We start from the raw sequence: 12,918 nt of genomic DNA on the forward strand, positions 1-12,918 counted from the left end.
TTAATTAGGGCAGTGAATGTACAGCATTCCATGACCCAGCATACAGGAGGCGCTTTTTGTTTTGCAAACCGCATTTTAATTCATTACAGGAATAGCTCCTTAAAATAAGTAATCGCCGTCAGCCCAGAAATCGGCGGAGAACCCGAATATCCGAGCAGCGGTTCAAGCAAAGTGTCATCTCGTGACAACAAATAATAGTATACCATATTATGCATGCGCAAGTAAATATCCATTCTTTCACACATCATTGCAGGCTGCCAAGCAGTGTTTTTGCCTGTTCCATATCCCTACGGATTTGTTCGACCAACTGTCCGGGCGAGGCAAATTTGCGTTCTTCCCTGAGGAAGGCTTGAAATTCGATATCCAATCTTTGTCCGTATATCGTCCGGGAAAAATCAAAGATATGCACTTCCAGCGAGGTCTGGAAGGATTCATGAAAAGTCGGCTTCCTGCCGATATTCAGAACACCCTGATAAACGCTGCCTTCCAGGATTACCCTTACGGCATAAACGCCGTTGGGGGGAAGCGCATAGGGTGCGTCCAGCTTAAGATTGGCAGTCGGTATTCCGATCGTATGTCCGCGGCCTTCACCCTGCACCACGTTCCCGGTTACGTGATACGGCCGCCCCAATAAATCGCGGACTGTCTGCATATGGCCGCTGTGCAGTTGCTCGCGAATCAGCGTGCTGCTGACGCGTACGTCGTCCAGATGAACAGGCCGCACCACCGAAACGTCAAAGCGTTCCCCGGCATAATCACGCAGCAAATCCGTAGTCCCTTTTCCCAGATGACCGAATGTGAAATTGAAGCCGACCACAACGGAATCCACCCTTAAAGGAATGAGGACCTGATCGATGAATGCCTCGGGACTCAGCTTTGACAATACATCATCAAACGTCAGGATAAACGTATGATCGACATCCAGACGCTCAAATTGCTTCAGTTTTTCGTTAAACGGCGTAATGTAACGGGCATTTTTGACATGACCGAGCACTTCCCTCGGATGGGGATGAAACGTCATAATCGAAGAAGGAAGGTTGCGGAGCCTTGCCAACTCCTTCGTCCGGTTGATTAATGCCTGATGCCCCAAGTGCACACCGTCAAAATAACCTATGGTTAATATATGTCGCGAGTCGAGAAACTCAAGCTCTTTAGGTTGAAAAGGATAAGTTAATCGGATGATCCTCAAGTTCTCACCTTCCATCAAAAAGCCTAATGAAACAGTTTCAGAGGTACGGCCGCGGAATCCTCAGAACGAATATCATATATGCCCAAGAAAACCAACTGTTCCGTATAAAGCCTGGCTTTGCCGCCTTCAGCGGGAAAATTTCCCAATGCCGATAAAGGGAGCTTCTGTCCATTCAACGCTTTTTGCACAAAAGCTTCTGCGACAGTAACCTGTGGAAAATGCTTGACCGCTTGATCGGGCGGTATCAGACTGGCGGCAAGCTCGCCTCTTTCAACGATTTGCTCCAGTTGCTCAATGGTGATGCATTGCTCCAAGCGGAAATTGCCGGTCGTCGTCCGAACCAAGCCTGACATTACGGAGGGATATCCCAGCGCTTGACCGATATCTTTGCACAAAGTGCGGATATAAGTCCCTTTGGAACATTTCACCCGAAATCTGATCTTCGGATATGGAAAGCTATGCTGAAATTCCAGTAATTCGATTTCATAGATATGAACCTTTCGCGAATTTCGCTCCACTTCTTTGCCTTGGCGGGCCCATTCATACAATCTTTTCCCGTTCACCTTTACTGCGGAATACATGGGCGGAGTTTGTTCAATTGCACCGACGAACGACCGTAGAACGGCTTCCGCTTTCTCCCTTGTTACCGAGACCCGGTCCGATTTCTCGACGATATTCCCCGATGTGTCTTCCGTATCGGTGGCATAACCGATCGTCAGCTCGGCGGCATATTCCTTCGGCAGATCTTGAATATATTCGACCAATCTTGTTGCCCGACCGATGCACAACGGCAGCACACCTGTAACCTCCGGATCCAATGTGCCGGTATGCCCGATCCGCTTGATCCCCAATATACGTCTCGCTTTGGCGACAACGTCGTGAGAAGTCCATCCGGCAGGCTTCATCATCACGATTACCCCGTCCAAATTACGGCAGCTCCTTTTTTACTCTCTCGATCACGGATTCCACCGCACGCTCAAGCGGCATTCTGAGCGTTGTCCCGGCGGCCCTGACATGTCCTCCCCCGCCAAATTCCTTGGCCAGCTTCGACACATCCACCTTGCCGGCCGAGCGCAGGCTGCATTTTACCGTATCCGCATCCACTTCCCTGAAAAGCAGCCCTACTTCAACGCCATCGATGTTAATCGGATAATTGACCAGTCCTTCGAAGTCATCTGTTTTGGCCTGAGTGTCCCGCATGTCTTCCAGTGTGACGATCATGTACCCGATTTGGTTGCGCTTATCGAATGACAAGGTATGAAGCGCTTTTTTCAGCAGCAAAATGTGCGATAAAGATACTTTTTCAAGCAGCTGCTCGGCAAGAAGGTGGCCATTCACTTCATAGCCAAGCAGCCTGGAGGCAATTTCCATAACCTTGGAGGATGTATTGGAATACCGAAAGCCGCCGGTATCGGTCAGCAAACCGGTATAGACGCATTCTGCCAAGGGCTTGTCCCAGTCCACCTGCAGCTGTTCAATCAGGTCGTACAGGATTTCACAGGTCGCCGCAGCATCCTCCTTGATCAGCTGCAGGGACCCAAAATAATCGTTCGTCGGATGGTGATCGATATTCAAGAGAGCCGCTTGATCGGCAAACAGGTTTTTCACTTCACCCACTCTGGAAAAATCCGCACAATCGACCGTAATCACGGTCTGATAAGTCTCCGTCGGTCCGGCTGAGGCATATTCGATCACACGGTCGCTTCCATCAAGCATGTGGAATTTATCGGGTATCGCGCCTTCATTCATCATTGTGTAACGTTTATTCAATTTTCCCAAAAGCAGTCCCACAGCACAGGTGGAGCTGACGGCGTCCCCGTCCGGTTGAATATGGGAAACCACCAGAAAATCGTCGTGCTGCAAAATGAATTCACCCGCTGCCTTCAACTGTTCCTGATAAGACCATCCCGACGATCGAACATTCTCCTTCATACATTCGTTTCCCCGCTGTTAATTTTATGAAGCAAATCCTCGATTTTGCTTCCGTATTCAATCGACGTATCAAACTTAAAAATAAGCTCCGGCGTATGACGCAAGCGGATGCGGCGCCCCACCTCGGAACGCAGAAAGCCTTTGCCCTGGGCCAACGCTCTTAGCGTTTCTTCTTTTTGCTCGTCGCTTCCCAGTACGCTGAGATACACTTTGGCCTGGGACAAATCGTTCGTTACATCAACCCCGGTAACGGTCACAAATCCGATTCGAGGGTCTTTAAATTCCGTTTGCAGGATGATACTGAGTTCTTTCTTGATCTGTTCGCCGACTCTCCCAACTCGGATTTTGGACATCGAACATCACCTCTCAACGGCTTCCATGACGAAAGCCTCAATAATGTCTCCCTCTTTAATATCGTTGTATCGGTCCAAAGTGATACCGCATTCGTATCCTTGGGCTACTTCTTTCGCATCATCCTTGAAGCGCTTCAGGGAATCGATCTTGCCCTCAAAAACGACGATTCCGTTGCGGATCAAGCGCACTTCCGCAGATCGGGTTATTTTTCCCGAAGTGACCATGCATCCGGCAATGTTGCCAACCTTGCTGATTTTGAACACATTGCGGACCTCTGCATGACCGATGACGTTTTCCTTATATTCAGGATCGAGCATCCCTTTCATGGCCGCTTCAATTTCATCTATTACATTGTAGATGACCCTGTGCAGACGGATATCGACTTTTTCCTGTTCGGCCACCGCTTTGGCTGCGGCTTCCGGTCTGACGTTGAAGCCGATAATGATGGCATTGGAGGCCGAGGCCAGAATGATATCCGACTCCGTAATTGCGCCGACACCCGTGTGAAGAATATTGACGCGGACGCCTTCAACATCGATTTTCTCCAATGAACCCTTCAAAGCTTCGACGGAACCCTGAACGTCAGCTTTTATGATGACATTCAAGCCCTTCATTTCGCCTTCTTTGATGTGCTGGTAAAGATCGTCCAACGTCACGCGCTTGTTGGCGTTCAATTCCGATTGACGCAGCTTGATTCCCCTGCGATCGGCAATTTCCCTGGCTTTGCGTTCGTCCTCAAACACGATGAACGGATCGCCGGCCCGCGGAACTTCCGTAAGCCCGGTAATTTCAATCGGCGTGGAAGGCAGCGCCTCTTTGACTCTTCGGCCCTTGTCGTTGACCATTGCCCGGACGCGTCCGAAGCAGACCCCGGCAACGAAGGCATCTCCCACATTCAACGTACCTGACTGAATGAGCACGGTGGCGACTGGCCCTCTGCCTTTATCCAACTCAGCTTCGATAACCGTTCCTCTGGCGCGTTTGTTCGGGTTAGCCTTCAATTCCTGAACTTCCGCCACCAGCAGGATCATTTCCAGAATTTCATTGATTCCGGTGCGCTGCTTGGCTGAAACATTGACAAAGATGTTGTCTCCGCCCCATTCTTCGGGAACCAGACCATATTCCGTAAGCTCCTGCTTGACTTTATCGGGATTCGCATCCGGCTTGTCAATTTTGTTTACCGCAACGATAATCGGAACTTTAGCCGCCTTGGCATGGTTGATCGCCTCAACGGTCTGCGGCTTGACGCCGTCATCGGCAGCGACTACCAGAATCGTGATGTCCGTAACTTGAGCGCCTCTTGCTCGCATCGTCGTGAACGCTTCATGACCCGGCGTATCCAAAAACGTAATTTTTTTGCCGTTGATTTCGACTTGATAAGCGCCGATATGCTGTGTGATTCCGCCGGCTTCTCCCTCGGTCACGCGGGTATGGCGAATCGCGTCAAGCAGGGTCGTTTTCCCGTGGTCGACGTGTCCCATAATCGTGACGACCGGAGGGCGTTCAGTCAAATCAGCCGGATCGTCGGTTTCTTCGACGCTTTCGAAATTGTCCTCATCCACAGGAATTTTAATTTCGACTTCCACTTTATATTCATCTGCTATCAGCTGGATCGCATCCAGCTCCAATTCCTGATTAATCGTGGCCATGACGCCGAGAAATAGCAGCTTTTTAATGACTTCGGACGCATCCTTATGCAGGGCCTTGGCCAGTTCCCCGACCGTCATATTGCCTCTGACAATGATTTTTTTCGGAGTATTGTCGACCTTCGGTTTCTGCGGCGCCTGCTGCTGATACTTGTTCTTTCCTTTACCATGGGTTCTGCCGCCCGGCTTCATCGGAATATTCTTCGATCCGTTCGCCCGGTTATCGTCAAACCTTTTTTCGTTTGATTTCGTTTTTTTCGTAGTTTTTCCCTTGGTTGAATTCAAATTTACTCCGGCTTCTTCATCAAATGTATTGTCTTTTTTTACCACTGTTTTCCCCGGAGAAACAGGGGGAGGCGTCTGTTTGTTAGCATGCTCCGGTTTGCTTCGCACCGCTTCCTGCCTTGCGTTTCTTTGCGGCGTTGCCGGCTTCGGTTTATTATTATGATCCTGGCGTTGTTTCGCTGCAGACGGTTGTTGTCCTGCCGATCTGGTCGAGGGGGAAAAAGCCTGTGTTTTTTCATCGGGCTTGCCGGGTCTGTTGTTCTCCGCAACAGACGTCTGGGGTTCGGCTGCCTGCGCCTGCTGCGGCGGCCGCACCGGCGCAGTCGGAACAGCGCCAGCCTGCTGCGGTCTCACCGACGCGGTCGGAACAGCGCTTGCCTGCTGCGGCGGCTTTGCCGGCTTCGCCCCCGTAAAACCGCCGCCTTCGTTGGCTGCCCGTTTCGCAGCCGCGTTAGATTTGATTTCATGAAAGAATCGTTCCACCGCTTCCACCGCTTCCGGTTCCATCACGCTCATATGATTGTTCACAGGTATATTCACTCTTTTTAAGATCGTGATGATTTCCTTGCTGCTCATGTTCAGTGACTTGGCATATTCATAAACTCTCAACTTATCTTTGTTATCCTGCTTAGTCAATCTTATCCACCTCCGAAGATCTATTCAGGCTCTTCAGGATCAAATCGGCAAATCCGGTATCCAGTACGGCTACGACTACCCGATCCTTTTTCCCCAAGCTGCTTCCCAATTCCGCGCGACTCAAAACTTCAACGAGAGGAATGCGGTAAAACCCGCATTTGTCCCTGTATTTTTTCTTCGCATTCTCAGATGCGTCTTCTGCCAACAGAACCAGCCGCGCCTGCCCCGAACGCACCGCCTTCAGCGCCCCTTCATCTCCCGTTGCCAGCTTTCCGGCTTTCAGACAAAGCCCCAAATAAGAGAGCAATTTATCCTTCATCATCCATCCCGTCTTTGGTTTCATGAAATTCATCTTCGACACGAATGAAATCAAGCTCCAACTGTTCGTAAATTTCCGGGCTGACCTCGTGCTTGAGCGCTTTGTCCAGAGCCCTGTTCTTTTTAGCCAGTTTGAAACAGGCCACCTTGCCACACAGATAAGCGCCTCTGCCGGACTTTTTGCCGGTCAGGTCGATCATGACTTCTTCCTGCGGTGTTCTGACAATTCGAATCAGCTCTTTTTTGGGCATCATTTCCTGACAGGCCACGCATTTGCGCAGCGGCACCCGTCTAGCTTTCAACTTCATCCCTCCAGCCCGATCGCGACAAACCTTGTTCAAACCGGCGATCTATCTTGAAAATTCACTTCAATCAAAAAATATTTCAATGGGAAAAGAATCAAACAAAAGTATCGTTCGAATCCGGCTCCTGCTGATGATTATCCGATTTGAGCCGGCCAAGCTCCTCTTCGGCCTGCGATTCGCTTTTGATATCAATTTTCCAAGCCGTCAGCTTCGCCGCCAGCCGTGCGTTTTGGCCTCTGATGCCGATGGCAAGCGACAATTGGTAATCAGGAACAATGACTCTGGCCACCTTCTGATCTTCCATGACCTCGACTTCCAGCACCTTTGCCGGGCTCAATGAATTGGCGACATATTCTTCAACATTCTCGGACCAATGCACAATATCGATTTTTTCGCCATTTAATTCATTGACGATCGTTTGCACGCGCGCCCCTTTGCTGCCTACGCACGCACCCACCGGATCGACCTCAGGATTGCGGGAATACACGGCGATTTTGGAACGATAGCCCGCTTCCCTTGCCACTGAGCGAATTTCCACAACTCCGTCGAAGATTTCGGGAACTTCCAGCTCAAACAGGCGGCGCAGCAATCCCGGGTGAGTCCTTGACAGCAAAATTTGCGGACCCTTGGTCGTGTTCTCCACCTTGGTAATATACGCTTTTACCCGGTCTCCATGGGTGAAACGGTCTGTCGGCATCAGTTCGTTCAAAGGCAAAATCGCTTCCACCTTGCCGAGATCGACATAAACGTTGCGCTGATCCTGCCTTTGGACAATCCCGGTGACAATATCTTCCTCTTTGTCGACAAACGCTTCATAAATCAAGCCTCGCTCCGCTTCGCGGATGCGCTGAGTGACTACCTGTTTGGCAGTCTGCGCGGCGATTCTTCCAAAGTCCTTGGGCGTTACCTCAATTTCCACGATATCCCCCAATAAATAATTGGGGTTGATTTCCTTGGCGGTATCCAAAGAAATTTCCAACCGGGGATCAAGGCACTCCTCAACCACCGTTTTTCTTGCGTAAACCTTGATTGAACCCGTTTGTCTGTTAATATCGACCCTGACGTTTTGCGCTGTGTTGAAATTCCGCTTGTAGCTGGAAATCAATGCGGCTTCAATCGCCTCAATAAGAATGTCTTTACTGATCCCTTTTTCCCGTTCGATTTCCGACAACGCTTCAAAAAAATCCATGTTCATGACGAGATGAGTTCCCCCTTCCAATAAATTAGACTGTTTCTGTATGGCCCATCACAAGACAATCGCCAATCTGGCGCCGGCGATTTTGTCAAACGGAATCACATGCTGTTTCTTGCCCGCCAAAATGACGAGATTGATTTCATCAAATTGAAGCAGCTCACCTTCAAACTCCTTCATTCCGTCGACAGGCTCATATGTGGTAACCCATACGTTTTTGCCAACCGCCTTGTGGTAGTCCTGCGCTTTCTTAAGCGGACGCTCTGCACCGGGTGAGGACACCTCAAGAATATAAGCATCGGGAATCGGATCGACTTCGTCCAGCTTTCCGCTCAACGCTTCACTGACTCTGCTGCAATCCTCGATATCGATGCCGCCTTCTTTATCAATGTAAACCCGCAGGAAACGGTTGTTGCCTTCCTTGACATACTCCACGTCGACCAATTCAAAGCCTGCCGCATCCACAATCGGTTGAACCAATTGTTCCACTGCAGACTTGATTGTCTGCTTACTCAAAACACGCCCCCCCTTGAAAATTCACTTCCGCTAAAATGTTCCGTTTATCGCCATACCACTCACGGCAAAATGTAAAGAGTGGGTCTCCCCACTCTCTTGGCCGCTTGCATATCATCGAAAAACAACAGAAATCTATAGTGTATTATAGCATAGGAGTAAAAAGCTTACAAGTGGCGCTTGTCAATAAATTAAAACAAGGATAGCTGGTTCGATTCCGGCATTCCCCTAAAGCACCCCATGCCTCCCAGTATTTCAACCACCGTTTTGCTCGCTTTGGCTCTTGTCTGGAAATCTTCAACGGATAGAAAATCCCCTGCTTCCCTTGCTGCGGCAATATTCTTGGCCGCATTCACGCCTATGCCCGGAATCGCCGCAAACGGCGGAATCAGCGCATCTCCGTCGATGATGAACCGATCGGCTGCCGATCGGTACAGATCAATCCCCTTGAACGAGAATCCGCGCGCGGTCATTTCCAGCGCCATCTCCAGAATCGAAATCATGCCCTTTTCCTTCGCCGTGGCCTGAAATCCTTTATCTTCAATTTCAACGAGCTTTTTGAAGATCGCATCATATCCCCGGCAGAACAATTCCACATCGAAATCATCCACCCCCCGGACGCTGAAATAGGTCGCGTAAAAGGCGATCGGATGGTACACCTTGTAGTAAGCGGTCCGCACCGCTGAAATGACATACGCCGCAGCATGCGCCTTCGGGAACATATACTCGATTTTCTGACAGGAATCAATGTACCATTGCGGGACGTTATGATTTTTCATTTCTACTATCCATTCGTCCTTCAAACCCTTCCCTTTCCGTACGCTCTCCGTAATCTGGAAAGCCAACCCCGCTTCCATTCCCGCTTTGTATATCAGATACAGCATGATGTCGTCGCGGCAGCCGATCACCGTCTTGATCGTGCAGATCTGGCTGCGGATCAGTTCCTGGGCATTGCCCAGCCAGACTCCGGTTCCATGGGAAAGCCCGGAAATTTGCAGCAGATCGGCGAAGCTTTTCGGAACGGTTTCCTGAAGCATTTGCCGGACGAATTTCGTGCCCATCTCGGGAATACCGTAAGTGGCAACCGGCGTGCGGATTTGCTCCGGCGTTACCTTCAAAGCTTCCGTTGAGCTGAAAATGCTCATTACCTCCGGATCGTTCATCGGAATCGTCGTCGGATCGACATCGGTCAAATCCTGAAGCATACGCATCATCGTCGGATCATCGTGTCCAAGAATGTCCAGCTTCAACAAATTCGCGTCGAACGCGTGATAGTCAAAGTGGGTGGTTTTCCACTCAGAGCTCGTATCGTCAGCGGGATACTGAACGGGGGTGATATCCTCCACCTCTATGTAGTCCGGCACTACGACGATGCCGCCGGGATGCTGTCCCGTGCTTCGTTTGACCCCCGTGCAGCCGGCCGCCAAACGGGAAGCCTCCGCGTTTCTCATGCGCTTGGCATGGTCCTCCTCGAATTTCTTGACAAACCCGTAAGCGGTTTTTTCCGCCACCGTGCCGATCGTTCCGGCCCGGAACACATTCTTCTCGCCGAACAGCACCTTGGTATAATTATGCGCATGCGGCTGATATTCACCCGAAAAGTTCAGGTCGATATCGGGAACCTTGTCCCCTTTAAAGCCGAGAAACGTTTCGAACGGGATATCCTGTCCTTCCCCTTTTAGTTTGCTCCCGCACTTCGGACAATCTTTGTCCTCCAGATCGAAACCGCTGGGAATGCTGCCGTCGGTAAACCATTCGCTGTACCGGCATTGCCCGCAAATATAATGCGCCGGCAAAGGGTTGACCTCGGAGATTCCCAGCATCGTCGCGACGAACGAGGAACCGACCGATCCCCTTGAGCCGACCAAATAACCGTCCTCGTTGGATTTTTTGACCAGTCTTTCGGAGATCAGATAGTTGGCCGAAAATCCGTATTTGATAATCGGGGCAAGCTCCTTTTCCAGACGCGCAACCACGATTTCCGGCAGCGGCTCTCCGTAAATCCGCGAAGCTGTATCATAGCATTTGGTGCGGATCTCTTCATCGGCCCCCTCAATGATTGGAGAGAACAGACCGTTGTCGGTCGGCCCCCCTTTTTTGGGAAACATTTCGAAGCTCTCAAATTCGTCCGCTAGCTTGTCCGTATTGCTCACGACAACCTCAAACGCCGTCTGCTCCCCGAGATGGGCGAATTCCTGCAGCATCTCTTCGGTCGTACGCAGATGTACGTCGGGCTTCTTGATATCCTTCAACGGACTGAATCCGGTAATTCCGTGAATCGTGATATCCCGGCAAATCTTCTCGTACGGATCCAAATAATGCACATTCCCTGTGGCAATCACCGGTTTGTTCAGCTTCCTGCCGATTTGCACGATCAGCAGGTTCGCCTGCTCCAGCTGCTCCCGTCCGGGAACCACCCCTTTTTCGACGAGATGCATATTGACCCCGATGGGCTGAATCTCCAGCACATCATAAAACTCGGCAACCTGCTCCGCCTCTTCCTCGGACTTGTTGAGCACCGTTTCAAAAAATTCGCCCTTCTCGCATCCCGAGCTGATGATCAGCCCTTCGCGCAACTCCGCCAATTTGCTCTTTGGAATACGCGGAACTTTCAGGAAGTAGTCGGTATGGGAAAGCGACACCAGCTTGAACAGATTTTTTTTGCCGGCGAGATTCCTTGCATAAATAGTGCAGTGAAACGGCCGGGCGTTGGACAAATCCTGACCGACAAAATCATTCAGCGAGGCCAGATTGACGATATTGCGTTCGCCTGCTTCCTTGATTAAATGGAACAAAATATGTCCCAACGCCTCCGCGTCGTCAATCGCCCGGTGGTGATTCTCCAAACTGACCTTCAGCTTGTCCGCAAGCGTGTTGAGACGGTGGTTCTTCAGCGAAGGATACAAGAATCGAGCGAGCTCCAATGTATCCAATACCGGATTGAGGATTTCGGGAAGCCCCAGATTTTTGCATGCCGCCTGCAGAAAGCCCATGTCAAAACGGGCATTGTGCGCCACAAGCACCGCATTTCCGATAAAATCGATAAATTGCGGGATAACGGTTTCCACTTCCGGGGCGTCTTTGACCATATCATCGGTGATATTTGTCAGCTGGGTGATGTTATAGGGGATACTTTGATGCGGATTCACAAAGCTGGCGAAGCGGTCGATCACTTTGTCTTCCTTCATCTTGACCCCGGCAATTTCGATGAGCCTGCTGTTCAGCACGGATAAGCCGGTCGTTTCCACGTCGAATACGACATATTCGGCATCCGCCAACATCCGGTCCTCGGGATTCATCACGATCGGGATGGAATCATTCACCACATTGGCTTCAAGCCCGTAGATCACCTTGATGCCGTATTTTTTCTCCGCTTTGTGCGCTTCGGGAAACGCCTGTACCCCTCCGTGATCGGTAACGGCTATCGCCTTGTGTCCCCATTTGGCGGCGGTTTTGATGTATTGGTCGACCGACGAGATTGCGTCCATCGTGCTCATGTTCGTATGCAGGTGAAATTCCACCCGTTTTGTTTCGGCATTGTCCGAACGCTGCGCCATCGGCAGAATTTCGTTGATATCGTTTGGAATCATGACCAGTTCCGGGACAGGCAGAAATTTATCATATTCCACTTTTCCCCTGAGCTTGATCCATTTTCCGTTCTCCAGCAGGCTGAGCACCTTCACGTCATCCTTGCTTCTGGCAAAGCATTTGACGCTGATGGAATCGGTGAAATCGGTCACATTGAACTGAAACAGCGTACTGCCGTTTTTGAGCTCCTTGGTTTCCAATGCGAACACGGTTCCCTGTATGATCTGACGCTTTTCCTCTTCCTGAATATTTTGAATCGGAACGGCATCTTCCTTGATGACATAACCCATCATCAGCTCGACGCGTTCCTGCGCCTGCTTGCCCTGTTCCGCCTCCGGAGCCGCGGACATCATTTCCTGCAGCGCCGTTCGTTCTTCCTGCTCGATCTGTTTGGCGAATTGCTCATATTGCGCAGTGCTGTCCTCGCTGACCGAGAAATCGATCCGATATTCCCTGCGGAAATGAGTCGAAAAAAACCTCTGAATCCATTCGTCGATTTTTTTCTTGTAGGCCAATTCCAGCACATTGGAGTCCAATAAAGAAATTCGAACGGATCTGTGCGAGACCTCCTTCGCCGCTTTGCTGAGCCAACCGTTGACGGACGGAATTTTCTGCTGAACCCATTGGATAAAATAGTCCCAGTAGCCTTCAACCAGCTCTTGATCCGTAACACGGTCGGAAAATTCCACCACAAAGCGAATTTCCGCGATATGCGAAAACTTCGTTTGAATCAGTTTGAGAAATGTACTGTATATATTGCTCGGGAGCAGAACGTCCTTATGTAAGTAAAAGGTCCATTCCCTGTTGGAGCGGCTGCATTCCACTTTCTCGATGTAACCGTCGGAGAAAAACGAATCGATCATGTCCGTCGGAATTTGCGCTTGCTGCATCAAGAGCTCGAAACGATTCCTTTTTTCTGCCAAATTGCTCACGGATTTCCCCCCAAACCCAACCGTTTCT

10 protein-coding genes are annotated in these 12,918 nt (G+C 50.4%); all 10 read right to left on the reverse strand.

The window, feature by feature from the left end; translation table 11 throughout:
- Nucleotides 1–244: 244 nt before the first annotated feature.
- Nucleotides 245–1,189 (reverse strand): bifunctional riboflavin kinase/FAD synthetase, encoded by a 945-nt coding sequence (locus tag VF724_RS05545; protein WP_371753234.1) that lies wholly within the window; start codon nt 1,187–1,189, stop codon nt 245–247.
- Nucleotides 1,190–1,212: 23 nt separating this feature from the next.
- Entirely contained in the window at nt 1,213–2,115 is a 903-nt protein-coding gene (gene truB / locus VF724_RS05550) for a tRNA pseudouridine(55) synthase TruB (protein WP_371753235.1), read from the reverse strand.
- Nucleotide 2,116: 1 nt separating this feature from the next.
- The gene (locus tag VF724_RS05555) at nt 2,117–3,121 is read right to left on the reverse strand and encodes a DHH family phosphoesterase (RefSeq protein ID WP_371753236.1); all 1,005 of its coding nucleotides are present in this window, start codon (nt 3,119–3,121) and stop codon (nt 2,117–2,119) included.
- Nucleotides 3,118–3,474 carry a 30S ribosome-binding factor RbfA gene (gene rbfA / locus VF724_RS05560; RefSeq protein WP_371753237.1) on the reverse strand — a complete coding sequence of 119 codons (357 nt, stop codon included), beginning with the start codon at nt 3,472–3,474 and terminating at the stop codon, nt 3,118–3,120. The genes VF724_RS05555 and rbfA overlap by 4 nt, the downstream gene beginning before the upstream one ends.
- A gap of 6 nt (nt 3,475–3,480) precedes the next feature.
- Nucleotides 3,481–6,042, reverse strand: a complete 2,562-nt coding sequence (infB, locus tag VF724_RS05565) for a translation initiation factor IF-2 (protein ID WP_371753238.1) — start codon at nt 6,040–6,042, stop codon at nt 3,481–3,483.
- Nucleotides 6,035–6,394, reverse strand: a complete 360-nt coding sequence (locus VF724_RS05570; RefSeq protein ID WP_371753382.1) for a L7Ae/L30e/S12e/Gadd45 family ribosomal protein — start codon at nt 6,392–6,394, stop codon at nt 6,035–6,037. The genes infB and VF724_RS05570 overlap by 8 nt, the downstream gene beginning before the upstream one ends.
- A complete protein-coding gene (rnpM, locus tag VF724_RS05575; RefSeq protein ID WP_371753239.1) occupies nt 6,351–6,662 on the reverse strand; it encodes an RNase P modulator RnpM in 312 nt (103 codons plus the stop codon). Before rnpM ends, VF724_RS05570 begins: the two co-directional genes overlap by 44 nt.
- Nucleotides 6,663–6,759: 97 nt before the next feature.
- A complete protein-coding gene (gene nusA, locus VF724_RS05580; RefSeq protein ID WP_371753240.1) occupies nt 6,760–7,860 on the reverse strand; it encodes a transcription termination factor NusA in 1,101 nt (366 codons plus the stop codon).
- Nucleotides 7,861–7,911: 51 nt separating this feature from the next.
- Nucleotides 7,912–8,373 (reverse strand): ribosome maturation factor RimP, encoded by a 462-nt coding sequence (gene rimP / locus VF724_RS05585; RefSeq protein WP_371753241.1) that lies wholly within the window; start codon nt 8,371–8,373, stop codon nt 7,912–7,914.
- Nucleotides 8,374–8,561: 188 nt separating this feature from the next.
- Nucleotides 8,562–12,890, reverse strand: coding sequence for a PolC-type DNA polymerase III (locus VF724_RS05590; protein ID WP_371753242.1), 4,329 nt, complete (start codon nt 12,888–12,890; stop codon nt 8,562–8,564).
- Between the last annotated feature and the right edge of the window lie 28 nt (nt 12,891–12,918).

Origin of the sequence: Ferviditalea candida (assembly GCF_035282765.1) — a bacterium.
Taxonomy (GTDB): Bacteria; Bacillota; Bacilli; order Paenibacillales; family KCTC-25726; genus Ferviditalea; species Ferviditalea candida.

Coding starts and splice junctions, on each gene's coding strand:
- VF724_RS05555 (WP_371753236.1), bottom strand. CDS start 3,121: ATGAAGGAGAATGTTCGATCGTCGGGATGGTCTTATCAGGAACAGTTG.
- rbfA (WP_371753237.1), bottom strand. CDS start 3,474: ATGTCCAAAATCCGAGTTGGGAGAGTCGGCGAACAGATCAAGAAAGAA.
- VF724_RS05570 (WP_371753382.1), bottom strand. CDS start 6,394: ATGAATTTCATGAAACCAAAGACGGGATGGATGATGAAGGATAAATTG.
- nusA (WP_371753240.1), bottom strand. CDS start 7,860: ATGAACATGGATTTTTTTGAAGCGTTGTCGGAAATCGAACGGGAAAAA.